Origin of the sequence: Xanthomonas translucens pv. cerealis, from assembly GCF_006838285.1 — a bacterium.
GTDB lineage: Bacteria > Pseudomonadota > Gammaproteobacteria > Xanthomonadales > Xanthomonadaceae > Xanthomonas_A > Xanthomonas_A cerealis.
Map to the genome: position 1 here is coordinate 4,099,274 of NZ_CP038228.1, position 24,567 is coordinate 4,123,840.

Below are 24,567 nucleotides of genomic sequence, written 5' to 3' on the forward strand. Positions count from 1 at the left end.
GCCAGCACGCGGATGCTGCAGCTTTAGCCGCGACGGCCGACCGAAGCGGTGTAGCTTCCTTTGCCGCAGAGCGTCGGGACTGAAGTCCCTCCCACCGTGCACCGGTTGGCTTGGCGCAAGTCCCGGTAGGAGCAACTTCAGCCGCGACAGGCACTACCGGTAAAGCCCGTCGCGGCTGAAGCCGCTCCTGCATTTGGCAAACACCTGGCAATACCCCAGCGGCATTCCACCCCCGATGCCCTGTCAACATCCGTAGCCGACCATTCCATCTCAAGTCCCAAGTCCCGAATTCTCCTCTATCATTGTCCGGATGCGCCCCGACTACATCCTGACCCTGTCCTGCCCGGACCGTACCGGCATCGTCTACCGCGTCAGCGGCCTGCTGTTCGAGCACGGTTGCAACATCCTCGACGCGCAGCAATTCGGCGACGAGGAGAGCGGCCGTTTCTTCCTGCGCGTGCACTTCGATGTGCCTGCCGACGGCAGCGTCGCCGCGGTGCAGGCGCAGCTGGCGCCGCTCGCCGCCGACTACGCGATGGACTGGCAACTGCACGACGCGCGGCGCCGCGCGCGCCTGCTGGTGCTGGTCAGCAAGCAGGGCCATTGCCTCAACGATCTGCTGTTCCGCGCGCACAGCCGGCAACTGCGCGTGGACATCGCCGCGGTGGCGTCCAACCACGACGATTTCGCCGGCTTGGCGCGCTCCTACGCGGTGCCGTTCCACCACCTGCCGGTCGGCGCCGACAACCGCGCCGAGCAGGAAGCGCAGCTGCTGGCGCTGGTGGAACGCGAACGCATCGACCTGGTGGTGCTGGCGCGCTACATGCAGATCCTGTCGCCGACGCTGTGCGCCGCGCTGGCCGGGCGCGCGATCAACATCCACCACAGCTTCCTGCCCAGCTTCAAGGGCGCGCAGCCGTATCACCAGGCGCACGCGCGTGGGGTCAAGATCATCGGCGCCACCGCGCATTACGTCACCAGCGACCTTGACGAAGGCCCGATCATCGAACAGGACGTGGCCCGCGTGGACCACGCGATGACCCCGCGCGAGCTGGTGCGCCTGGGCAGCGACACCGAATCGCTGGTGCTGGCGCGCGCGGTGCGCCGCCACGTCGAGCATCGCATCCTGCTCAACGGCCATCGGACGGTCGTTTTTCGGTGAGGCCGGGATGACCCGCCGAATGGCCGGTCATCCCGGTCGCTCAGCGCGCCGCGTTGGCGTTCATCGTCGCGTTGCGGCTGGCGTCCAGGTATTGCGCCGGATCGCGCATCCCGGTGGTGTGGCACTGGCCGGTGGTGTGGCCGCGGTTGACCCCGCCCGGTAGCTGCGCGTTGACCTTCTCGACCACGCCGTCCTCCGGGTCGTCCAGCACCAGGTCCGAGGCCGCGTTGCAGTAGTCGTTTTTGTACCAGGGGGTTTTGGCGAAGGAGGTCGTGTAGTAGTTGACCAGCGCCCGCGCCGAGCTCGGGATGCCCGCCAGCCAGGCCTTGGCGCCGTCATAGGTCATGTCGCTGTTGCTGCCACAGCCCATGCCGAACCACGATCCCGCCGTGGCCATGATGCCGGCCATGTTGGTGCCCTGGTACGGCGTGCCCACCGACTGCATGACAAGGCCGCCGCTGGCATTGTCCAGCCCGCTCCAGTAGTAGCTGTACAGGTGCAGCGCGGCCATGCCGCCTTGGCTATGGGCCACCGTGCCGAACGAATTCCATTGGCTGCCGAACTGTGCCAGCAATTGCGCGAACTGGTCGTTGCTGCGGTTCTGGTTGACGTCCAGGAACGCCGAGGCATTGCTGAACTGCGCCACCGGCCAGACCCCGCCCGAGCAGTAGCCATGCACCAGCACCAGGCGTGAGCCGCTCGCTTGCGCAGCGGTCGCCGCGCGCTGCAGCGTCGCCGGGCGCTCGCCCATGCGCATGCTGGCGTCGATCGTGCCGCCGCGCGCCACGCTGCTGCGGCGCAGGGTGGGCAAGGTCAGCGCCAGCGTGTCGCGTGTGGCCAGTGGCACGAAATGGTCCGGGTCCTCAATGCGCAAGTTGCGCAGCGTGAACGGCGCACGCGCGCCGGCACGGACGATCCAGCGTTCGTCCACGCTCAGCGGTAGGCGTCCGTTCTGCGGCGCCAGCATGCCGCCGAGCCAGGCCACCGGCACCGCACCGCCGTCGCGGCCGGTGCCCCACAGTTCGCCGAACACGCGGTAGTGCGCCGGCGCGTGGCCGGCGGCGCTGACCGGGATCGGCAGCGCCAGGCGGGTGCCGTTCTGCGTGCTGGCGCTCACCGCGTCGGCGGCGATGCGCAAGCTGGTGTCGAGCACCGGCAGCACGTGTTCGCTGGTGCGCACGAAGGCCTGGCCGGCCGCGTCCTCGCCGTGCACCACCACCTGCGCGAGATAGCTGCCCGGCGCCTTTGCCGGGAAATCGCCGGCATACACGCCGTCGCCGGCGGCACCGTCGCCATGGCGGCCGTCGTCGGCCATCGGCCACTGGGTCACCGTGCCGTCGGGCGCGGTGACGCGCAATTGCGCCTCGCGGATGCGCCCGGCATTGGTGGCGAGCGTGGTGGCGCCGTGGCGGTCGCTGCCGCCGAGCATCGCGGTCAGGCCGATGCGCTGCCCGCTGTGCAGTTGCCGGCGGTCGCTGGGATAGGACGCCAGCTGCGTGCGCCCATCGCCTTCCATCAACAGGTAGCCGCGTTGCGCGGCGCTGCCGTCGGCGCGCAGGGTCAGCGTCCAGCTGCCGTTGGCGGCGCCGTCCACGCGGTACTCGCGCGCCGGCAGCGCGGCGTCGCCGCTGCCCAGGCGGGTGGCGACCGCGTTCGGCACGATGCTCACGGCGTCAGCGTGCGCGTTGGCCGCGCCGGGCGCGTGCAATTGCGGTTGCCAGTCGTGCGTGCCGGACAGCAGCACGAAGCGCAAATTGCCGTTTTCCACTGGCAGCATCGCCTGCCATTGCGCGGCTGCGCCGCTGCGCGCGGAGGAGAATTCGACGGGCAGCAACGCGCTCTTGGACAGGATCGCGGCCTCGGCCGGTGCCGGCGCGCGCATCTGCGCGAATTCCTCGGGCGGGCCAGCCAGTTGCTTGGGAACCAGATCGGCCGCATGCGCGAGCAGGGGCGACAGCAGCAGCGTGGACAGCAGGGACAAGCCCGGTAGTGTCGGCATGGCGGCTTTTTTCCTTGAACAATGAGAAGCCAGGCAGGATGGGCGATCGCGATCGCACGCCTGCGCAGCGGATGCAGCGCCACCTCGCCGCAGCGTGACTGCGTTATACCCAGCCTAGATGACAGCTTCACCGTGCGCTGCAGCACCGCGAACCTATCGCCGTGGCGATCCGGTACGGCCGTGGCACGGATGGGCCAGTGTCTGCGCAGCGGATGCTTTACCGCACTGCGCAGTACATTGGGGCAGGGCAGCCTGTTTCCAGCGTCGGCGCATGAACCATGCACTGCGCGGCGATGCCCGGCGTGCAGCACGCCGGGCATCATCGGCTCAAGCCGCTTGCTTACGCCGCCTGCGCCTGCTGCGCACGCAGCTGCCGCGCCGCGGCCACCATCGCTTCCAGCGCGTTGCGCGTTTCCGGCCAGCCGCGGGTCTTCAACCCGCAATCCGGATTGACCCACAGCTGCTGCGGATCCAGCACTGCGCGCGCCTTGTCCAGCAACTGCACCATCTCCTGCGTGCTGGGTACGCGCGGCGAGTGGATGTCGTACACGCCCGGGCCGATCGCATTGGGATAGCGGAAGCGCACGAACGCATCGAGCAGTTCCATCCGCGAGCGCGAGGTCTCGATCGAGATCACGTCCGCGTCCATTGCCGCCACCGCCTCGATGATGTCGTTGAACTCCGAGTAGCACATGTGGGTATGGATCTGGGTGGCGTCGCGCACCCCGGCCGCGGCGATGCGGAAGCATTGCACGGCCCAGTCCAGGTACGCCTGCCAGTCGGCACGGCGCAGCGGCAGGCCCTCGCGGATCGCCGGCTCGTCGATCTGGATCACGCCGATGCCGGCCGCCTCCAGGTCGCGCACTTCGTCGCGCAGCGCCAGCGCGATCTGCCGGCAGGTCTGCGCGCGTTCCTGATCGTCGCGCACGAACGACCATTGCAGCACCGTCACCGGCCCGGTCAGCATGCCCTTCATCGGCTTGTCGGTCAGCGACTGCGCGTACTGGGTCCAGCGCAGCGTCATCGGCGCCGGCCGCTGCACGTCGCCGTAGATGATCGGCGGCTTCACGCAGCGCGAGCCGTAGCTCTGCACCCAGCCATGCTTGGTGAAGGCGAAACCGTCGAGCTGCTCGCCGAAGTATTCGACCATGTCGTTGCGCTCGAACTCGCCGTGCACCAGCACGTCCAGCCCGATCTGCTCCTGCGCGCGCACGCAGCGCTCGGTTTCGGCGGCCAGGAACGCGTCGTACTCGGCATCGCCGAGCTTGCCGGCCTTGTGCTGCGCGCGCGCCTGCCGCACCTGCGCGGTCTGCGGGAACGAGCCGATGGTGGTGGTCGGGTAGGCCGGCAGCTGCAGCGCCGCCTGTTGCGCGTCGCGCCGCTGCGGATACGGCGACTGGCGGCGTCCGGCGTCCTCGCTCAACGCCTCCACCCGGCGTGCGACCTCGGGGCGATGCACGCGCGCCGAGGAACGCCGCGTGGCCAACGCCTCGCGCGCCTCGTCCAATTCGGCCTGCGCATGCGGCAACTCCTGCAGCGCGTCGGCCAGCGTGCGCAACTCCTGCAGTTTCTGTTTGGCGAAGGCCAGCCAGGCGTGCAGTTCGCGGTCCAGCGCCTTTTCCTGTTCCAGGTCCACCGGCACGTGCAGCAGCGAGCACGACGGCGCCAGCCACAGGCGCTCGTGGCCGACATGCCCGGCCGCGTAGCGCGCCAGGGTCAGCGCATTCTCCAGCGGCGTGCGCCACACGTTGCGGCCGTTGACCAACCCCGCCGACAGCACGCGCCCGGCCGGCAACGCCTGCAGCACCGCGTCCAGCTGCGCCACGCCGCGCACCAGGTCCACGTGCAGGCCGTCCAGCGGCAGCGTCGCGGCCAGCTCCAGGTTGTCGCCCAGTTCGCCGAAATACGTGGTCAGCAGCAGCTTCGGTCGCGGCGCCTTGGCCAGGAACGCATAGGCGCGGCGATAGGCCTCGCGCGCGGCCTCGTCCAGGTCCAGCACCAGCGCCGGCTCGTCGATCTGCACCCAGTTGGCGCCGGCCGCGTCGAGTTGCTGCAGCAGTTCGGCGTAGACCGGCAGCAGGCTGTCCAGCAGCGCCCAGCGATCGCTGCCGTCCACGGTCTTGGACAGCAGCAGGAAGGTCACCGGCCCGATCAGCACAGGTCGCGTGGTGATGCCCAGCGCCTTGGCTTCCAGGAATTCGGCCAGCGGCTTGTCGCCGCGCAGGCGGAAGTGCTGGCGCCGCGCCAGTTCCGGCACCAGGTAGTGATAATTGGTGTCGAACCACTTGGTCATTTCCAGCGCGTGCAGGTCCAGCCCGCCTTCCTGCGTGCCGCGCGCCATCGCGAAGTAGCCGGCCAGCGGATCGGCATCGGCCAGTGCGCGGTAGCGCTGCGGGATCGCGTCGACCAGGAACGCGGTGTCGAGCATCGCGTCGTACAGGCTGAAGTCGTTACTTGGCGGCAGCTCCACCCCGGCCTCGACCTGCAGTTGCCAGTGCCGCTGGCGTAGCTGCCGCGCCGTGTCGTGCAGACTTGCCTCATCGGTTTCGCGGCGCCAGTAGCTTTCCAGCGCACGTTTGAGCTCGCGCCGCGCACCGATGCGCGGGAAGCCCAGGTTGGTCACGATCGTCATTTGCGTTTCCTCATTGCGGTCATAGGCATTGAGGAACGAAGGAACCGCGCGCCGACCGCCCGTTCGCACGGGACGCCCGCCACGCCAGCGACCTTCGCCCCCGCGGGCGAACCGGCGCCACGCGGGCAGGCGGAAGAGCGCGGCGCGGCGCAGGGCCACGGCACGGCTTCCGGCCGCCTCCCCGCGGAGGCGCCAGGTCGAATCGGAGGACGCACAGGTCCTCCGGCCGGGGCCGGTATTCGGGCTGATGGACGAGCGCACCGTGCCGGCTGCGCGCCTACTGTCCGCCGCTTCCCAGGCCGGCATGCGCCGGCCCAGTGCCATTGACGGAGGTCGTTTCCATTCACCGCTGCGGGGCAGCTCCGGAATGGGCAGGCGCTTGCGGCGCCGGCCTTCACCGGATTCCCGTTTAAATCCATCCCTTCATCCGAATGAAGCGATGGATACCTTCGGCGAGCGCACGATAGGCCGGATGCGGCGGCGGGTCAAGCGCCAAGTGAATTCGCCGGCGTTCACCGGCAACATTCACGGCGAGCGTGTAAGCTATTGATCCGAAAGCCAATGATCTGACGCTTCCGCCAGCAGGCGACAGCGCACACCGCCACGCCTGATGACGCTTCCGTTCCCGCCCTCCGACCTGTCCGCGGCCTACGCCGCCTCCCTGCCCCTGTCCGTCGCGCCGATGATGGACTGGACCGACCGCCATTGCCGCGTGTTCCACCGGCTGCTGGCGCCGTCGGCGCGGCTGTATACCGAGATGGTGCACGCCAATGCGGTGGTGCTGGGCGATCGCGCGCGGCTGCTGGGCTTCGATGCGGTCGAGCATCCGCTGGCGCTGCAGCTCGGCGGCAGCGATCCGGCGCTGCTGGCGCAGGCGGCGCGGATCGGCCAGGGGTGGCGCTACGACGAGATCAATCTCAATTGCGGTTGCCCGTCCGACCGGGTCCAGGCCGGGCGTTTCGGCGCCTGTTTGATGCGCGAGCCGGCGCTGGTCGCCGACTGCGTGGCGGCGATGGTGCAGGCGGTAGACATTCCGGTCACGGTGAAGTGCCGGCTCGGGGTGGACCAGGACGACGACTACGCGGTGTTCCTGGGCTTCGTCGATCAGGTCGCCGCCGCCGGCTGCGGGCTGTTCGTGGTGCATGCGCGCAACGCGTGGCTACAGGGCCTGTCGCCGAAGGAGAACCGCGAGGTGCCGCCGCTGCGCTACGACTGGGCCTACCGGCTCAAGCGCGAGCGCCCGCAGTTGCAGATCGTGCTCAACGGTGGGCTGGCCGACGTGGACACGGCGCGGGCGCAGCTGGATGCCGTGGATGGCGTGATGCTGGGCCGCGCTGCGTACCACGATCCTTACGTGCTGCACCGGCTGGACGCGGCCCTGACCGGCGCTATGCCGCGGCCCCGCGCCGAGCTGCTGCGCGCGCTGCGGCCCTATGTCGAGGCGCGCCTGGCCGACGGCGTCGCCCTCAAGCACATCGCTCGCCACCTGCTCGGCCTGTTCCACGGCCAGCCGGGCGGCCGCGCGTTCCGCCAGATACTCAGCGAGGGCGCGCACAGGCCGGGCGCGGACTGGGCGCTGCTGGAACAGGCGTTGCTTGTGACCGAGGGAACCCCCCGCGTCGCGGCGTAGCGACGTGTGGGTACGCACGGCGGTTCGCGGGCCACGCGCACGTCGCTACCCAACGCAAGCTGTCCAGACGAATGCCGCGCTTCCCTTTTGGAAGCCCGTTCAGTTATTTTGTTCAGCTTGCCGCGGCAGTCTGCGCCGCTGCGGCAGAAGCGGCAGAGCCTTGCCGAGGCGGGCCGGGCAACGGCAGGAACGGCTCGCAAGAATGGAAGCGGAAGTTCATTTCACTGAACGCCTCCGGCTGCTGCGGGAAAAGTTCAGACCAGATTCACCCCGAAAAATCAAGAATTTGGCTTAATTTTGCGGAATCGTGGCGCCGCTGGCCGGCATACGGTTTCACAATTTTTGAACGTTTCCGATCAGTCCGTTAGGATGCCAGCTCGTGACCTCGCCCACTCTCCGCCGCTCCAGCACCGCCGCCGTGATCGCATTCGCGCTCATGGCCGTGGCCGATGGCTGGGCGCAGCAGCCGGGTCCGCCGGGTGTGGCGCCCATGGCGCCGCCTGGCGAGGCGGCCCGGCCGCGCGACTACAACGGCAGTTCGCTGTCCGATGCGGTGCGCCGGGTGCAGCGGTCCACCGGTGGACAGATCCTCGGCGCCGAGCGCGTGCCGTTCGACGGGCGCGATATCAACCGCGTCAAGTACATGGATGGCCGTGGGCGCGTGCGTTATATGGACGATCCGCAGCCCGGCCGTACGGCGCCCCCGCGCGTGCCGCGCCCCAGCGACGCGCAGGAACCACCACGCGACGATAACCCCTGACCTGGATAGTCTGGTTCAGCTTGTCACACACTGCCCCGGCCCCCGGCCACCTGTAAGTCACTAGGGAGAGTTCATGCGTATCCTTCTGGTCGAAGACGAAGCCCCGCTGCGAGAAACCCTGGCTGCTCGCCTGAAGCGCGAGGGGTTTGCGGTGGATGCGGCGCAGGACGGCGAGGAAGGCCTGTACATGGGCCGCGAAGTGCCGTTCGACGTGGGCATCATCGATCTCGGCCTGCCGAAGATGTCGGGCATGGAGCTGATCAAAGCGCTGCGCGACGAAGGCAAGAAATTCCCGGTGCTGATCCTCACCGCGCGTTCCAGCTGGCAGGACAAGGTCGAGGGCCTGAAGCAGGGCGCCGACGATTATCTGGTCAAGCCGTTCCACGTCGAGGAATTGCTGGCGCGGGTCAACGCGTTGCTGCGCCGCGCCGCGGGGTGGAGCAAGCCGACCCTGGAATGCGGGCCGGTGGCGCTGGATCTGGCCGCGCAGACGGTCAGCGTCAGCGGCAGCAACGTCGATCTGACCAGCTACGAGTACAAGGTGCTCGAGTACCTGATGATGCATGCCGGCGAACTGGTCTCCAAGGCCGACCTCACCGAGCACATCTACCAGCAGGACTTCGATCGCGATTCCAACGTGCTGGAAGTGTTCATCGGGCGCTTGCGCAAGAAGCTGGATCCGGACGGCGAACTGAAGCCGATCGAGACCGTGCGCGGCCGCGGTTACCGCTTCGCCATCCCGCGCACCGAAGGCTGATCCCACGCGCCTGCGACAAGCAAGCGAAGGACGCGACGGCGTGGTGGCACGGCCCAAGTGGTACAAGCGCTGGCGTCCGCGTTCGTTGCAGGCGCGTCAGCTGCTGGCCGCCAGTCTGAGCCTGGTGGCGTTCCTGGCCGCGGCCGGCTATGCGCTGGACCAAGCCTTCGCCGACACCGCGCTGAGCAACCTGCGCGAGCGCTTGAAGAGCTACGCCACCGCCTACGCCAACAATGTCGACGTGGCGCGCGACGGCTCGCTGTACATCAACAACGACAAGCCGCCGCCTGATCCGCACTTCGACCGGCCGGGCAGCGGCCTGTACGCGCAGATCGTGATGCCCAACGAACGCTGGATCTCGATGTCCAGCGAGGGTCCGCTGCCGCCCAAGGGCGGCATGCTCGAGCCGCGCCAGGAAACCTTCGACGGCCCCTGGCCGATGACCCAGATCGACGGCAGCGAAGGCGAGGTCTACCGCTACGGCATCGGCCTGGCCTATGTGCGCCGCGACAAGGAAACCCCGGTCACCATCTACATCATGGAAGACACCCGCGCGCTGGGCGCGCAGCTGCGCGTGTTCCGCGGCCGGGTGTGGTTCAACCTCGGCGGCGCCGGGCTGATCCTGTTGCTGCTGCAGGCCTTCATCCTGCAATGGAGCCTGCGCCCGCTGCGGCGGGTGATCAACGAACTGACCAAGGTGCAGCGCGGCGAAGCGGTGCGCATGGGCGATCGCCATCCGCGCGAGCTGGAGCCGCTGACCGACAGCATCAACGCCTTCATCGAGAGCGAGCGCGAGAACCTGGACCGCCAGCGCAACACCCTGGCCGACCTGGCGCACAGCCTGAAGACGCCGCTGGCGGTGCTGCGCACCCAGCTCGACAGCGGCACCCAGGGCCTGGAGCTGCGCGAGGAACTGGACGCGCAGCTGCGGCGCATGAACAACCTGGTGACCTACCAGCTCAGCCGCGCCGCTTCCAGCGGCCACAAGCTGTTCTCCGCGCCGCTGCCGATCGAACCCAACGCCGAGGAGATCGTGCGCGGGCTGGAGAAGGTGTACGCGGCCAAGGGTGTGCTGTGCGAGTTCGACATCGAGCCGAGCGCGCGTTTCCACGGCGAACCCGGCGACCTGCAGGAACTGCTCGGCAACCTGCTCGAGAACGCCTTCAAATGGGCGCGGCGGCGGGTGCTGCTGAGCGTGCGTCCGGCCCCGGCCGCCGGCAGCCGCCGCGCCGGTCTGGTGATGTCGGTGGAAGACGACGGCCCCGGCATCGCGCCGGAGGAGGTCGCGCACATCCTGCAGCGCGGCGTGCGCGGCGACGAACGCGTGCATGGCCACGGCATCGGCCTGGCGATCGTGCAGGATCTGGTCAAGGGCTATCGCGGCGAGCTGCAGGTCAGCCGCTCCGAGGAACTGGGCGGCGCGCGCTTCCTGGTGACCATGCCGCCGGGGCTGTAGCAGCCGGGCCGTGCGCTTCAGGTGAATCCCGCGCAAACGCCGGGTGGGCTTCCGACATCCGCTTAACCCCTGGCGTACACAGACGCGGATACTGCATTGGTTGTGACACCCGGTCTTTCCGTCCAAGGAGCGCCGCATGCCCGAGCCCCTGCATCGTCCTGTAGTGCGTCTGCGCGTGCATGGACTGCGTGCGTTGCGCACCGCGCAGCGGCTGCTGCTGGCGCTGTTGCTGGTGTTGTTCACCGTGGCCGCCATCGCCGGCAGCCAGAAGGTGCTCGAGCGCGACGATGCGCGCTGGCTGCAATCGATGACCACCGGCCTGGACAGCGCCAGCGGGTCGCAACTGCAGCACGATGGGCGCAAGCGCTTCCTGAACGATCCGCTGCAGGCCACCCGCGGCGACGCGGCCGCGCCTGCGCCGGTGCGCGCGCCGCTCGATAGTTACGAGGCGGTGCATATGCCGTTACAGGAGCTGCTCAAGGAGCTGTAGACGCGCCAGCCGTAAATCGGCGATACCCGGCGGCGATGCCAAGGTTGCGGCGAAGAAGGCGCTGCAACAGCGCGCCGATGCGCTGCTGGCGCAACCACTTCAGCGTGTTCGCCGACAAGGGCTGCCTGCACTGGACCGTCGCCGACTACACCGACAACGCGATCCGCCCGCACGCGCTGGGCAAGTTCTCCGAGTCAACGAGAACTACGCGCGCGAACTGATGGAACTGCACACGCTGGGCGTGGTCAGCGGCTACAGCCAGCACGACGTGCAGCAACTGGCGCTGATCCTCACCGGCGTCGGCATCGCCGCGCCCAGCCGCGATGCGCCGCCGAAGCTGCTGCCGCCGCAGCAGGTGCAATACCTGCGCCGCGGCACGTTCGAATTCAATCGGGCGCGGCACCAGCCCGGCGACAAGACCTTGCTCGGCCAGCGCATCGCCGGCGGCGGTTTCGACGAGGTCGAGCGCGGTACAGCTGATCGTGCGCCAGCCGGCGTGTGCGCATTTCGTGTCGCGGCTCCTGGCCGAATAGTTCGTCGCCGACGATCCGCCGCCGGCATTGGTGGAGAAGATGGCGCGCACCTTCCAGCACATCGATGGCGACATCGCCGCCGTGCTGCAGGTGCTGTTCGCCGCGCGGGAAATGGCCGCCGAGGCGACGCACAAGTTCAAGGATCGGTACCGCTTGCTGGTGTCGTCGCTGCGCCTGGCCTACGAGGGGCAGACCATCGTCAATCCGCTGCCGCTGCTGGGCTGGCGGAGCCAGATGGGCGAGCCGAGCTACGGACGGATCAGGTCCGACGGCTGGCCGCTGCAGTCCAGCGCCTGGAACAGTTCCGGGCCGATCGCGCGCGCGATCGGCGGCGGCAACAACCAGTTGTTCACCAGCCACGGACCGCTGCGCGGCGGTTTCCCGCAACTGCCACGCCGCTGTACTACCAGGCGATCGAGCCGCAGCTCGGCGATGCTACCCGCAAGGCGCTGGCGCAGGCGCGCTCGCAGCAGGAGTGGAAAGCGTTCCCGCTGGCATCGCCCGACTTCAATTACTGCTGATCCGGCCCATAGCGCTGGGCGCCGCGCTCGGCGCTGCGTCCAGCGATCACCGAGGTCCCTGCCACGCACCGTCGCCACTTCCTGTTCGCCGCCGCCGCGCTGGTGCCATCGCCGCGCTTGCTGGTGGTGTTCCTGCCCTGCGGCTACGACAGCAACAACCTGCTGATTCTCTAAGCCAGCGATTTCTACTATGCGTCGCGGCCGACCCTGGCGATCGCGCGGCCGGATCCGGCCAACCTGAACAGCGCCATCGCGCTGGACGCGCAGTGGGGCCTGAACCGGCGGTTGCGCGACAGCTTGCCGCCGAGGTGGAACGCCAAGCAGCTCGCGTTCGTGCCGTTCGCCGGTACCGACGACCTGTCGCGCAGCCATTTCGAAACCCAGGACAGCATCGATGGTCCGCTGGCGACCAATCCGGGCAACCTGTCCGAGGGCCTGGCTGCCTATGCCGGGGCGCTGGGACCGGAATGGCGCAATACCGTGGTGGCGGTGCTGTCCGAGTTCGGCCGCACCTTCCGCGAGAACGGCGACAAGGGCGCCCACCACGGCCACGGCACCACGTATTGGGTGATGGGCGGCGCGGTCAACGGCGGCCGCATCGCCGGCGAGCAGGTCGTGGTGAGCAAGGACACGCTGTTCCAGGATCGCGACTATCCGGTGTCGCCCAACTCCGCGACCTGTTCGCCGGCCTGCTGAGCCGCATGTGGCGCCTGTCGCCGCGCAATTGCAGCAGCTGTTTCCGCAGGCGCACGCGCGGGATCTGCAACTGGTGTGAAGTGTGCGGTATGGCATTGCTGCAGGAACAACGGCGCGCCGGCTGGGTGCACGGTGTGAGGGGTCTCTGCGTCGATGCCGTTCGATGCAGTGAGGTCTACCGCTCCGTTCGTCGCGACTGAAGTCGCTCCCACATCAATGGCTTGCAGCGAGCCGGCGGGGTGCATGGTGGGAGGGACTTCAGTCCCGACAGCATCCGGAGCCGGAGGGGTTCTCGCTGCAGCTGTCGCGGTTGAAACCACTCCTGCCGGGCACTCCCCATGCGGTGATCGCCGCATGCGCACTTCATGTCGCGCTTACGCCGCCGCGAACGGAGAACGGCCGTAGAACCGCTCCAGGTGCGCGGCGACTTCCGGCATCTCGCGCTGCAGCCGCTCCGGCGCGGAGAAGTGGTATTCGCTGACCACCGCGAAGAATTCTTCCGGCGCCTCGGCGGCGTAGGCGTCGATCTCGCTGGCGCGGCCGCGGTCCACGCGCTTGCAGAACGCGTCATAGCTGCGCTGGAAATCCGCGGCCCAGCGCCGGTGCCAGTCGCGCGGCAGCGGCGGCGTGCCGTCCAGCGCGCCGTCTAGCACGTCGAGCTTGTGCGCCATCTCATGCACCGCCACGCAGTAGCCGGCGCGGGGGTCGTCCAGGTCGGCCTGCACGTCGGCCCAGGACAGGATCAGCGGGCCGCTGTCCCAGGATTCGCCGATCAGCTCGTCTTCCCATTCGTGCAGCACGCCGGCCGCATCGACGTGGCTGCGCTGCACGCGGAACGCATCCGGATACACCAGCAGTTGCGACCAGCCGCGCAGGCCGTCGGCACCAAATTCCAGCAACGGCAGGCAGCACAACGCGGCCAGCACGGTGCGCTGCACCGCGTTCAGGGTCAGCCCGTCCAGCGGCGAGATGGTCTTGCGTTGCAGGAAGTGCGCGGCCAGCGCGCGCAGTGTGTGCTCGCGTTGCGTATCCAGTGCCGCCACCCACGCGCAGCGCTGCCGCACCAACTGCCAGGTCGTGTCGTCGATCGCAACCGGCGCCTGCCGCAGCCAGCGCAACCAGCGTGAGATCAGCGGAACATCCCCGGCAGGAAGCTGTGCCACTTGGGCATGCGCAGGCGCGGCACCAGGTCGCTGTCGCTGCCGCCGCCGCTTGGCGCCGCCGGCTTGGCCGCAGCGGAGGCCGGGCGCGCCGTGGAGGCCGGGCGCGCCTGCACGGCGTCCGCGTCGGTCGCGTCGGTATAGACGCAGTCGTTGCGCTGCTTGCTCGCCAATGCTTCGGACGCCTGGGCGGCGGCCAGTGGGAGCAACAGCAGGATCAGGCACGGCAGGAAGCGGCGCATCGTCGGCATCCAGGGCGAGCGGCGGTGAATCGCGATTCTAACGCGGTTTTCACCCGCTGCGGGGCCGGCGCTGGGCGCTGGGCCGGCGCTTCCCGCATACTTTTGCGTTCCGAATCACGTCTTCAGGGGCGTGTGGATTGAAACGAGGCGATGGAACCGGCGTGGACGAGCGCGAACTACTGGCCCGGCTCAGCCAGGGCCGCCTTTCCGGCGACGCCCTGGCGCGTTCGTTCGGGCTGACCCGGGCGGCGGTGTGGAAGCGCATCCAGGGCCTGCGCGCGGCCGGGGTGGAGATCGACGGCCGCGCCGGCGAGGGTTATGGGCTGGCAAGGCCGCTGGAACTGCTCGAGGCCGAGCGTATCCGCGCCGCGCTGGCGCCGGCGGCGCGCGCCGAACTGGCCGGGCTGGAAATCGCCTGGAGCCTGGCCTCCAGCAACAGCACGCTGCTGGGGCGGCCGGCCCCGCCGCGCGGCAGCCAGGTGCTGCTGGCCGAGCGCCAGACCGGCGGCCGTGGCCGCCGCGGCCGGGTCTGGGCCTCGCCGCTGGCGGCGCATCTGTACCTGTCGGTGGCGCGCGGCTTCGACGGCGGGCTGGGGCGGCTGGGCGGGCTGAGCCTGGCCGCCGGCGTCGCCGTGGCCGAGGCGCTGCGCGCGGCCGGCTTCGCCACGGTTGGGCTGAAATGGCCGAACGACCTGCTCGCCGACGGACACAAACTCGGCGGCTTGCTGGTCGAAGGCGGCGGCGAGTTCGCCGGGCCGGCGCGCGCGGTGATCGGCCTGGGCCTCAATGTGCGCATGCCGGTGGCCAGCGCCGCCAGCATCGACCAGCCGTGGACCGACCTGGCCACGCTGGCCGGCACCGGCGCCGAGGTCTCGCGCAACGCGATCGCAGCCACAGTGCTGTCGCACCTGCTACCGGCGCTGGCGCTGTTCGACGCGCAGGGCCTGGCGCCGTTCCTGCCGCGCTATGCGGCGCTGGACCTGCTCGCCGGGCGCGCGATCCGCATCGACGAGGGTGGCGTCGCCAGTGAGGGCGTGGCGCTGGGGCTGGCCGACGACGGCGCATTGCGGGTGGCTTTCGCCGATGGCGAGCGCGCCCTGCATGCCGGCGAAGTCAGCGTGAGGCCGGCATGAGCGACTGGTTGTTCGACCTGGGCAATTCGCGCTTCAAGTTCGCCGCGCTGGAGCGTGGCCATCCCGGCGTCGTGCAAGCCTGGCCGCATGGCGCCGAAGCGATGGACGCGGCGGCGGTGGCGGCGCTGCCGCGCGGCGACAGCGCCTATGTGGCCAGCGTCGCCGCGCCGGCATTGACCGCGACGGTGCTCGATGCCTTGCGCACCCGCTTCACCCAGGTGCAGGTGGCGCGCACCGAGGCGGTCTGCGCCGGCGTGCGCATCGCCTATGCGCAGCCGCACAAGTTCGGTGTGGACCGCTTCCTGGCGCTGCTCGCCGCGCACGGCGGGGGCGACGTGCTGGTGGTCGGGGTCGGCACCGCGCTGACCCTGGACCTGCTCGATCGCGACGGCCTGCACCACGGCGGGCGCATCGCACCGTCGCCGACCACGATGCGCCAGGCCCTGCAGCAGCGGGCGGCGCAGCTGCCGGCCGAGGGCGGCGACTATCGCGAGTTCGCCGCCGATACCGCCGATGCGCTGGCCTCCGGTTGCGACGGCGCGGCGCTGGCGCTGATCGAGCGCAGCCTGCAGCGGGGCGAGGCGCTGCTGACGCGGCGCCCGCGGCTGCTGCTGCACGGCGGCGGCGCACCGCCGTTGCTGCACGCGTTGCCGGCCGCCGAGCAGCGGCCATCGCTGGTGCTGGACGGGTTGGCGCTGTGGGCGCAGGCGCACGCCGCGGCCGGGCGTGCCGGGTAGAATCGGCGCATGCTCGTCCGCGCCCTGCTCGTCGTCCTGACCATCCTCAATCTCGGCGTCGCGCTGTGGTGGGCGACGCAACCGCAGACCCCGGCGCCGGCACCGCTGCCGGCACTGCCGGCAGGGGTGGCGACGCTGCAATTGGTGCAGGTGCCGCAGGCCACACCACAGAGCTCTGCCCAGGTACCTACTGCTGCTGCCGCGGGGCCATCCGTGGCCGACCCCGCCGCCAGCGCGCCGGCCGCTGTCGCCACGGTGGTCCCCGGCGCACCCGTCGCGGATGCGCCGGCGAGCACGGTGGTGCCGGCGACCGCATCGCCGGTTGCCGCCACGGCGCCGTCCGTGCCGGTCGAGGTGCCCAGGGCGGCAGCAGTGGCCGCCGCCGCCGATCCTGCCGCCGCGCCGGTCTGCCTGAGCCTGGGCCCATATCCCGACCGCGCTGCCGCCCAGACGGCCGTGGCCGCACTTGGCACCGCCGCGTCGCGCCCGCGCCTGCGCGAGGTCGGCGATGACGCCGCCACCAGCTTCCGCGTGCTGCTGCCGACCATCGGCGGCGAGGACGGGGTCAAGGCTGCGGTCGATCGCATCGTCGCCGCCGGCATCCGCGACTACTACCCGATCCGCGAGGGCGATGCCGGCAACGCCATCGCCCTGGGCCAGTACCGCAGCCGCGAAGGCGCAGAACGCCGCAAGGCCGAACTGGCCCGCGCCGGTTTCAACGTCGACCTGATTCCCAGCGGCGGCAGCGGCCAGTCGCGCTGGTGGCTGGACCTGCGCGCCGACTCCGCGGCGCAGGCCGCGGCGCTGCGCCGGCGCCTCGGCGCGCCGCGGCAACGCGCGCTGGATTGCGCCACGCTGCGCTAGAATGCCGCCTTGCGTTGGCTTCGGTCGTGTGCGGCCGGCGCGGATCGCGGTCCAGCGCCGCCGCCGCGATCTGCCGCAGCGGCCTGCCAGCAGGTAGACTGCGACGGCCCGCAGCGCGGGTAGCACAGTCCTCGTGCCGCTTTAGCTCAGTCGGTAGAGCAACTGATTTGTAATCAGTAGGTCGTCCGTTCGATTCGGACAAGCGGCACCACTTTTCGCATCGCACAAGCCAGCGCCACACTGCGTCAGCAGCATGCCGTATGCCGATTGCCTGCATGCACGTGCAAGCGCGCCGCGGCACTCCCAGTATGTTTCCGGCAATCAGCGCATAGCGCCGGCGCTAGCCTGCTGCGCCGCGGCGGGTCGCGCTGCAAGCGGCTCGCTAGACTGGTGCACATTATTTCGCTGGAGCGTGTCCGCATGAATTCCTCTTTTCTGCCGGTGTCCCTGATCGGTGTTCCCACCGATATCGGCGCCGGTCACCGTGGCGCGCGCATGGGGCCGGAGGCGCTGCGTATCGCCGGTCTGCACGAGGCGCTGGCCGGTCGTGGCATCGAAGTGCGCGATCTGGGCAACCTCGACGGTCCGCGCAATCCGTGGCAATCCCCGGTCGGCGGCTACCGGCATCTGGACCAGGTGGTGGCCTGGAACCGCGCGCTGATGGAGGCCAGCTACGCCGAACTGTGCGCCGGGCGCATGCCGATCATGCTCGGTGGCGATCATTGCCTGGGCATCGGCTCGATCACCGCGGTGGCGCGGTATTGCCGCGAGCAGGGGCGCAAGCTGCGGGTACTGTGGCTGGATGCGCATTCGGACTTCAACACCAGCGCGGTGACCCCGTCGGGCAACGTGCACGGCATGCCGGTGGCCTGCCTGTGCGGGCTGGGGCCGCAGGCACTGACCGAACTGGGCGGCGCCGCGCCGGCGCTGCGCCCGGAGCAGATCCGCCAGATCGGCATCCGCTCGGTGGATCCGGACGAGAAGCGGCTGATCAAGCAGCACCGCATCGACGTGTACGATATGCGCTACATCGACGAGATGGGCATGAAGCGGACCATGGAAGCGGCGCTGGATGGGGTCGATGCCAACACCCACCTGCACGTCAGCTTCGACGTGGATTTCCTGGACCCCAGCATCGCGCCGGGCGTCGGCACCACCGTGCCCGGCGGCCCCAACTACCGCGAGGCGCAGCTGGTGATGGAGATGATCGCCGACAGTGGGCGCATGGGCTCGCTGGACATCGTCGAACTCAATCCGGTGCTGGACCATCGCAATCTGACCGCCGAACTGGCGGTTGACCTGGTCGAGAGCCTGTTCGGCAAGTCCACGCTGATGCGCGACTGACGCGGCTTTTCGGCGCAAAGCTGAATGTCGTGGCGCTTCATTCACGTGACATCCACAGTCGTGAAGTCAGATTCAGCGGCAGACGGTAGCTCGGCAATTGCTATCGCCGCTGTCCCAGACCCGATCCACTGCGAGGAATCCCCAATGAAGCGACTGTTCACCTTGACGATGCTGACCCTGTTCTGTGCAGGCATGCTGACTGGCTGCAACACCATGGCCGGTGCCGGCAAGGATATGCAGAAGGCCGGCGATAAGGTGGAAAACAAGGCCGACGACTGCAAAGACGGCAAGTGCTGATCGATTGTCCGCAGTGGCTTGGCGTTGACCGATGACCCAATGCGTAACCCAGCGCGGCGCGTACGCCGCGTTCCCATGACCAAGAAGGAGTAAGACCTATGAAGCGTACTTTTGCGTGGATGCTGCTGGCGATGTTTTCGGTGGGCCTGCTGTCGGGCTGCAACACGGTTGCCGGTGCCGGCAAGGACGTGAAGAGCGCCGGCGAGAAGGTCGAAGACGCCGCCAAGAACTGAGCCCAGCGCTCGGTGACGAAAGACGGGCCGGCTTGCCGGCCCGTTTTTTTTGCGCTTTTGGCCATCGCCGCCGGCGTTGACGGTCAACGCTTCAGCGCCCTCATGCGCCGTTGACGGTGCATTGATCGATCGGCAACGGTGCCGGCGCAACGCTGTGCACGCGGTGCAATCGCCGCGGACATCCAAGGAGCGCCACGCTATGAACAAAGACATCATTTCCGGCAAGTGGACCCAGCTCAAGGGCAAGATCAAGGCGCAGTGGGGCGATCTGACCGACGACGATTTCGACGTGGCCACCGGCAACGCGCAGTACCTGTCGGGCAAGTTGCAGGAACGCTATGGCTGGGATCGCGACCGCGCCGAAAAGGAGGTGCGCACGTTCCAGGACGGGCTGGGCAAGGAATACCGCGACTGAGGCGCGCGCTGCGCCTGACGTGGAAACGCCGCGGATGCGGCCAGCGGCGTTTTGCGCGTTGCTGCAGGCTCAGTACGCTGGCGGGTCCGCTACGAAGTCGCCGGGGAAGGCCTGCGGCACGTCGGCCACGCGCGGGTACCGCCGCGGCTGCGGGATCACGCCGCGCGCGACCAGCCGCGCATGGCTGTCGTAGCGTAATTGCAGGCGCTGCTGCGGCAGGTCGCTGGCCCGTTCGAATTCGGTGACGCGGGAGGGCGACCATTCGCGCTCGCCGTGGCCGGTGCCCACGCGCTGCGCCTCGCCCTGCGCGGCATCGCGTTCCTGCACCGGCGCGGCGGCCATGGCGGCCGCGGCCGGCATCGGTGCCTCCGCGCGCTTGCGGCGTTGCGCGACGCTCGCCTGCGGCACCATGGTCGGCGCTTCGTCGAACACGGCCATGCCGATCACGCCGACGTTGTCGGGGCGGCCGGTGCGCGCGGCATAGCTGTCGGCGAGATCGGTGAACACGAACTGCGCGACCTCGCGTTGCGACTTGCGCCAGCCGGCGATCTCGGTGCTCTGCCATGGCGCCAACACGTAGCCGCGCTGGTCGCTGGATGCGGTCTGTCCGCTGACCGCGTTGACCCCGTCCACCGACAGCACCACCAGCACGCGGCGGTCGCTGTGGTCGGTCAGGTGCAGCGCATAGCGGTGGCCTGGCGTGGCGGCGATCCAGCGCCCGCCGCGCTGCGCGTATTGCGGCAGGTCGGCGCCATCGGCATCGCGGTCGATCACGCGCAACACAACCGGTGCGGTGGACGCGGGCGGTGGCGCGCAGGGGCGGAAACCGCACATCAGGCCGATGCACAGCAAGGCGATCGAGAGCTGGCCGAGCGAGCGGATCGGGCGGATCGGGAAAAACAGGCGGGCGGGCTTGCGCATCACGGCCACTCCATGGAAGGAACCTGCTGTTGAACGCGCCATGCGCCGGAACGGGGTTGCCGCGCAGCGGTTAAACTCGCCGGGTTTTCTTCTGGCCGTCGATTCCCCGCATGACCACCCGCGTCCTTACCGGCATCACCACCTCCGGCACCCCGCACCTGGGCAACTACGTTGGCGCGATTCGCCCGGCGCTGCAGGCCAGCCTGCGCCCCGGCATCGAGAGCTTCTATTTCCTGGCCGACTTGCACAGCCTGATCAAGGCGCAGGACCCGGCGCGCACCCAGCGCTCGACCCTGGAGATCGCTGCCTCGTGGCTGGCGGCCGGGCTGGATCCGTCGAAGGTGTGGTTCTACCGCCAGTCGGACGTGCCGGAAACCAACGAGCTGACCTGGTTCCTGACCTGCGTCGCCGGCAAGGGCATCCTCAACCGCGCCCACGCCTACAAGGCGGCGGTGGACAAGAACCGCGCCGACGGCGAGGACGACGATGCCGGGATCAGCGCCGGACTGTTTATGTACCCGGTGCTGATGGCCGCCGACATCCTGCTGTTCAAGGCGCAGCAGGTGCCGGTGGGCCGCGACCAGATCCAGCACATCGAGATGGCGCGCGATTTCGGCCAGCGTTTCAACCATGTCTACGGCCGCGACTATTTCACCCTGCCCGAAGCGCTGATCGACGAGAACGTGGCCACCTTGCCCGGGTTGGATGGGCGCAAGATGAGCAAGAGCTACGACAACACGATTCCGTTGTTCGCCCCGCGCGAGGAATTGAAGAAGCGCGTGTTCTCCATCGTCACCGATTCGCGCGCGCCGGGCGCGCCGAAGGACACCGATGGCTCGGCGCTGTTCCAGCTGTACCAGGCCTTCGCCACTGCCGAGGAAACCGCTGCGTTCGCGCAAGCCTTCGCCGCCGGCATCGGCTGGGGCGAGGCCAAGCAGCAGCTGTTCGCGCGTATCGATGCGGAGATCGCGCCGATGCGCGAGCGCTACGAGGCGTTGATGGCGCGCCCGGGCGAGATCGAGGCGATCCTGCGCGACAACGCGCAGCGCCTGCGTACGCGCTATGCCACGCCGTTCCTGGCCGAACTGCGGCGTGCGGTGGGCCTGCGCAGCCTTGTCGTCGAGCCGGCAGCGGGCGTGATCGAGACGTCAGCTTCGGCGAGTGTGCTGATCACATCGGCGTTGCCGGTGTTCAAGCAGTACCGCGAGCAGGACGGCCGCTTCTACTTCAAGCTGCTCGACGGCGAAGGCGCGCTACTGCTGCAGAGCGGCGGTTTCGATTCGCCGCGCGAGGCCGGGCGCGTGATCGGTGCGCTCAAGCAGGCCGATCACGCCGATGCGCTGCACGGCGCGGAACTGACCCTGGCGGTGCCGGCCGATGCGGTGCTGGCCGCGCTGCAGCGGCTGCGCGACGCGGGCTGAGGCGGGAGTACACCGCGAGCCTGGCCATGATGTGTTGGAGGGACTTCAGTCCCGACGAGGCCTTGGCGGTAATGCGTCGGGACTGAAGTCTCTCCCACAATGGCCGAAAATCGCGGTGGTCCATCAGGACGGCTGGTTGGCGCCACCGTCCGCCAGGAGGGCATGTGCCGATGGCGACCGCGGGCGTTCTGGATTGCTGGGACACCAGGGCACAGCCGGCAGGCCTGGCATCGGCTTCCATACGGCCTAGAATGGAGGTTCGCCTAGCCACCGCCCTGCGCCATGCCACGCGACCCCAGCATCCATCTCATCGACACCGGCTTTCAGCGCGCGCAGTTCGATGCGGCCTACCTGATCGTGGAGCACGGGCGCGGCGCCTTCGTCGATTGCGGCACCAGTCACTCGCTGCCGGCCATGCTCGCCGCGCTCGACGGCGCCGGCCTGGCGCCGGGCGACGTGGACTGGCTGATCGTGACCCACGTGCATCTGGACCATGCCGGCGGCGCCGGTGCGCTGCTGCAGCACCTGCCGAATGCGCGCCTGCTGGTGCATCCGCGCGGCGCGCCGCACATGATCGATCCGGCGCGGCTGATCGCCGGCGCCACCGCGGTGTACGGCGAAGCCGAGATCGCGCGCAGCTACGGCACGATCGTGCCGGTGCCGGCCGAGCGCGTCGTCGTCGCCGAGGACGGCCATCGGCTGTGGCTGGGCGAGCGCGAACTGTTGTGCATCGATACGCCGGGCCACGCGCGCCATCATCTGTGCGTGTGGGACGCGCGCAGCCGCAGCTGGTTCAGCGGCGACACCTTCGGCCTGTCGTATCGCGAACTGGACAGTGCGCAGGGCGCGTTCGTGCTCCCGACGTCCTCGCCGGTGCAGTTCGATCCGGAGGCGATGCGCGCCTCGATCCAGCGCATGCTTGGCCATGCGCCGGAGACGCTGTATCTGACCCACTACGGCCCGGTCGGCGCGGCGGGCACGCTGGCGGCGGATCTGTTCGAGCAACTCGACGCGATGGTGGCGATCGCGCGCAGTTGCGACGGGCGTTCCGATCGCCATCGCTGCCTGGTCGCCGCGCTCGGCGCGCTGTACCTGGAGCGCGCGCGGCTGCATGGCTGCCCGCTTGACGATGCCGGCGTGGAACGGGTGCTGCAGATGGATATCGAGCTCAATGCGCAGGGCCTGGCCTGCTGGCTGGAGCGTTGAGGGGCCGGGAAACGGCAATTGGGGAATCTGGAATGGGAGCAGCGTGTGTCTGCGCTTCTCGCGTCTGGATCCGCCTCATTGCTGTTTCATGACGGCGTCGCGTTCTACACTGTGCGGCCAGCTTTTTTCAGGTCGTTGCCGTGAACCCGATGCGCATGTTGCTGCTGTCCGCCTGCCTGTTCATGGGAGGCGCCGCACAGGCGGCGAACGAGGCGCTGCCCGGTGGCGGCATCGATGCCGAAGCGCTGGAGCGGCATGTGCGTACGCTGGCCTCCGATGCGTTCGAGGGCCGCGCGCCGGCCACGCCGGGCGAGGACAAGACCATCGCCTATCTCAGCGAGCAATTCCGCCTGGCCGGGGTGCAACCGGCGGGCGACGACGGCGGCTGGACCCAGGCGGTGCCGCTGGTGCGCGCGCAGGTGGACGGACCGGTGACGGCGACGCTGCGCGTGGCCGGCGCGGCGCAGGCGCTGGTCAACGGCGAGGATGTGGTGCTGCAGAGCCTGCGGCCCGGCAGCAACGTGGCGCTGAAGGATGCGCCGCTGGTGTTCGTCGGCTACGGCATCCATGCGCCCGAGCGCGGCTGGGACGACTACAAGGGCGTGGACCTGAAGGGCAAGATCGCGGTGATGCTGATCAACGACGCCGACTTCCAGACGCCGCAGCCCGGCGCCTTCGACGGCCGCGCGGTCACCTACTACGGGCGCTGGACCTACAAGTACGAGGAAGCCGCGCGGCAGGGCGCGGCCGGCGTGCTGATCGTGCACGAGACCGCGCCGGCCGCGTATGGCTGGGCCACGGTGAAGAGTTCCGGGCTGTCGCCGCTGTTCGACATCGAGCGCAGCGACGCGCAGGCGCGCGCGCAGCACGTGCCGGTACGCGGCTGGATGCAGCGCGCGCTGGCGGTGTCGCTGTTCCAGCGCGCCGGGCTGGATTTCGAGGCGGAGAAAAAGCGTGCGCAGCGCGCCGACTTCCGCCCGCAGGCGCTGGGCGATGCGGCGCTGTCGGTGCGCTTCGCGCTCAAGCGCGAGCGCGTGGTCACCCACAACGTGGTGGCCAAGCTGGAAGGCGCCACGCATCCGCACGAGACCGTCATTTATTCGGCGCATTGGGATGCGTTCGGCATCGGCGCGGCCGACGCCAGCGGCGATCGCATCCGCCGCGGCGCGGTCGACAACGCCACCGGCGTGGCCAGCGTGCTGGAGCTGGCGCGGGTATTCGCGGCCGGGCCGCGGCCGCAGCGCACGCTGTACTTCCTCGCGCTCACCGCCGAGGAAACGGGCCTGCTCGGCGCGACTTATTACGCCGCGCATCCGCTGGCGCCGCTGGCGACCACCGTGGCGGTGATCAACAGCGAGATGTTCAGCCCCGACGGCGCCACCGGCGACATCGCCTCATGGGGCCGCGGACGGGTCTCGCTGGAGCGCGACCTGGCCGCGGCGGCGCAGGCGCGCGGCCGCGCCTATTCGCCGGATCCGAACCTGGAGGCGGGCTTCTTCTACCGTGCCGACCACTTCGCCTTCGCCCGTGCCGGGGTGCCGGCGATCACGGTGGGGCCGGGGCTGGACAAGCGCGAGGGTGGCGTTGCGGCAGGCAAGGCGATCCGCGACCGCTATTTCGCCGACTGTTACCACCAGCCCTGCGATCGCTGGAGCGACTCGTGGGATCCGGCTGGGCATGCCGCAGACACGCTGTTGCTGTACGACCTGGGTCAGCGTCTGGCCGACAGCCGCGAATGGCCGCGCTGGGACGACGGTTCCGAATTCAAGCCGGCGCGCGACGCGAGCGAGTCAGTGCGTCGCTGAGTGTGGGGTGGGTGCGGCGCGGGCGTTGCTTTGCCGGGGAAACCGTAGGAGAAGCTCTTTTCGTACCGACAGCGTCTGAGGGCGGTGCAGTTCCCGACTTCGCGCATCGCGGCTGAAGCCGCTCTACAGTGCACCCAGCAGGCGATCCGCAGG

At 69.3% G+C, this 24,567-nt stretch carries 20 protein-coding genes, 1 tRNA gene, 2 pseudogenes and 1 riboswitch; of the genes and pseudogenes, 18 read left to right on the top strand and 5 right to left on the bottom strand.

Annotated elements, in window-relative coordinates:
• The first annotated feature begins 310 nt into the window (after positions 1–310).
• Positions 311–1,162, top strand: a complete 852-nt coding sequence (gene purU, locus E4A48_RS18095; protein WP_003469272.1) for a formyltetrahydrofolate deformylase — start codon at positions 311–313, stop codon at positions 1,160–1,162.
• Positions 1,163–1,202: 40 nt separating this feature from the next.
• Here the strand turns inward: purU and E4A48_RS18100 are convergent, their stop codons facing one another.
• Positions 1,203–3,161, bottom strand: a complete 1,959-nt coding sequence (locus E4A48_RS18100) for a choice-of-anchor X domain-containing protein (protein ID WP_142742899.1) — start codon at positions 3,159–3,161, stop codon at positions 1,203–1,205.
• Positions 3,162–3,501: 340 nt separating this feature from the next.
• The gene (gene metE / locus E4A48_RS18105) at positions 3,502–5,793 is read right to left on the bottom strand and encodes a 5-methyltetrahydropteroyltriglutamate--homocysteine S-methyltransferase (protein WP_142742900.1); all 2,292 of its coding nucleotides are present in this window, start codon (positions 5,791–5,793) and stop codon (positions 3,502–3,504) included.
• A gap of 213 nt (positions 5,794–6,006) precedes the next feature.
• A riboswitch (cobalamin riboswitch) is annotated at positions 6,007–6,260 on the bottom strand.
• 143 nt (positions 6,261–6,403) lie between these two features.
• On the opposite strand from metE, the gene dusA reads away from it, so the two are divergent.
• The 6 genes and pseudogenes from dusA (at position 6,404) to E4A48_RS18135 (ending at position 12,715) form a co-directional block, all read left to right on the top strand.
• On the top strand, positions 6,404–7,423 hold the full coding sequence (dusA, locus tag E4A48_RS18110) for a tRNA dihydrouridine(20/20a) synthase DusA (protein WP_058196285.1): 1,020 nt from the start codon (positions 6,404–6,406) through the stop codon (positions 7,421–7,423).
• A 436-nt stretch (positions 7,424–7,859) separates the two neighbouring features.
• The gene (locus tag E4A48_RS18115) at positions 7,860–8,183 is read left to right on the top strand and encodes a hypothetical protein (RefSeq protein ID WP_409975476.1); all 324 of its coding nucleotides are present in this window, start codon (positions 7,860–7,862) and stop codon (positions 8,181–8,183) included.
• Positions 8,184–8,256: 73 nt separating this feature from the next.
• Positions 8,257–8,940: a response regulator transcription factor gene (locus tag E4A48_RS18120; protein WP_003469280.1), complete on the top strand. Its 684-nt coding sequence runs from the start codon at positions 8,257–8,259 to the stop codon at positions 8,938–8,940.
• A gap of 85 nt (positions 8,941–9,025) precedes the next feature.
• Complete coding sequence (locus E4A48_RS18125) at positions 9,026–10,396, top strand: ATP-binding protein (protein WP_176717141.1); 1,371 nt, start codon at positions 9,026–9,028, stop codon at positions 10,394–10,396.
• Positions 10,397–10,532: 136 nt separating this feature from the next.
• Positions 10,533–11,940: pseudogene (locus tag E4A48_RS21660) on the top strand (DUF1800 domain-containing protein).
• Between the two features lie 45 nt (positions 11,941–11,985).
• Positions 11,986–12,715: pseudogene (locus E4A48_RS18135) on the top strand (DUF1501 domain-containing protein).
• A gap of 295 nt (positions 12,716–13,010) precedes the next feature.
• Here the strand turns inward: E4A48_RS18135 and E4A48_RS18140 are convergent.
• Positions 13,011–13,799 (bottom strand): M90 family metallopeptidase, encoded by a 789-nt coding sequence (locus tag E4A48_RS18140; protein ID WP_052235023.1) that lies wholly within the window; start codon positions 13,797–13,799, stop codon positions 13,011–13,013.
• Positions 13,766–14,038: a hypothetical protein gene (locus E4A48_RS18145; RefSeq protein ID WP_176717140.1), complete on the bottom strand. Its 273-nt coding sequence runs from the start codon at positions 14,036–14,038 to the stop codon at positions 13,766–13,768. Before E4A48_RS18145 ends, E4A48_RS18140 begins: the two co-directional genes overlap by 34 nt.
• 161 nt (positions 14,039–14,199) lie before the next feature.
• On the opposite strand from E4A48_RS18145, the gene birA reads away from it, so the two are divergent.
• The 8 genes from birA to E4A48_RS18185 all read left to right on the top strand — a co-directional run bounded on the left by birA (position 14,200) and on the right by E4A48_RS18185 (position 19,061).
• On the top strand, positions 14,200–15,171 hold the full coding sequence (gene birA, locus E4A48_RS18150) for a bifunctional biotin--[acetyl-CoA-carboxylase] ligase/biotin operon repressor BirA (RefSeq protein WP_039006392.1): 972 nt from the start codon (positions 14,200–14,202) through the stop codon (positions 15,169–15,171).
• Entirely contained in the window at positions 15,168–15,908 is a 741-nt protein-coding gene (locus E4A48_RS18155; protein WP_039006389.1) for a type III pantothenate kinase, read from the top strand. Before birA ends, E4A48_RS18155 begins: the two co-directional genes overlap by 4 nt.
• A 9-nt stretch (positions 15,909–15,917) precedes the next feature.
• A complete protein-coding gene (locus tag E4A48_RS20680) occupies positions 15,918–16,772 on the top strand; it encodes an SPOR domain-containing protein (RefSeq protein WP_185910677.1) in 855 nt (284 codons plus the stop codon).
• Positions 16,773–16,907: 135 nt separating this feature from the next.
• Positions 16,908–16,983 (top strand) — tRNA-Thr (locus E4A48_RS18165).
• A gap of 209 nt (positions 16,984–17,192) precedes the next feature.
• Entirely contained in the window at positions 17,193–18,116 is a 924-nt protein-coding gene (gene rocF, locus E4A48_RS18170) for an arginase (protein WP_039006388.1), read from the top strand.
• Between the two features lie 144 nt (positions 18,117–18,260).
• Positions 18,261–18,413 carry an entericidin A/B family lipoprotein gene (locus tag E4A48_RS18175; RefSeq protein ID WP_039006387.1) on the top strand — a complete coding sequence of 51 codons (153 nt, stop codon included), beginning with the start codon at positions 18,261–18,263 and terminating at the stop codon, positions 18,411–18,413.
• Between the two features lie 98 nt (positions 18,414–18,511).
• Positions 18,512–18,646 (top strand): entericidin A/B family lipoprotein, encoded by a 135-nt coding sequence (locus E4A48_RS18180; RefSeq protein ID WP_003469322.1) that lies wholly within the window; start codon positions 18,512–18,514, stop codon positions 18,644–18,646.
• Positions 18,647–18,845: 199 nt separating this feature from the next.
• Complete coding sequence (locus E4A48_RS18185; protein ID WP_009574162.1) at positions 18,846–19,061, top strand: CsbD family protein; 216 nt, start codon at positions 18,846–18,848, stop codon at positions 19,059–19,061.
• 69 nt (positions 19,062–19,130) lie between these two features.
• Here E4A48_RS18185 and E4A48_RS18190 read toward each other — a convergent pair whose 3' ends face one another.
• Positions 19,131–19,982: a hypothetical protein gene (locus E4A48_RS18190; RefSeq protein ID WP_142742901.1), complete on the bottom strand. Its 852-nt coding sequence runs from the start codon at positions 19,980–19,982 to the stop codon at positions 19,131–19,133.
• Between the two features lie 110 nt (positions 19,983–20,092).
• On the opposite strand from E4A48_RS18190, the gene E4A48_RS18195 reads away from it, so the two are divergent.
• From E4A48_RS18195 to E4A48_RS18205, 3 genes are all read left to right on the top strand, one after another.
• Positions 20,093–21,403, top strand: a complete 1,311-nt coding sequence (locus E4A48_RS18195; RefSeq protein WP_039006381.1) for a tryptophan--tRNA ligase — start codon at positions 20,093–20,095, stop codon at positions 21,401–21,403.
• A 282-nt stretch (positions 21,404–21,685) separates the two neighbouring features.
• Positions 21,686–22,609 (top strand): MBL fold metallo-hydrolase, encoded by a 924-nt coding sequence (locus E4A48_RS18200; protein WP_058195883.1) that lies wholly within the window; start codon positions 21,686–21,688, stop codon positions 22,607–22,609.
• Positions 22,610–22,758: 149 nt separating this feature from the next.
• On the top strand, positions 22,759–24,414 hold the full coding sequence (locus tag E4A48_RS18205) for a M28 family metallopeptidase (protein ID WP_039006378.1): 1,656 nt from the start codon (positions 22,759–22,761) through the stop codon (positions 24,412–24,414).
• Positions 24,415–24,567 lie beyond the last annotated feature (153 nt).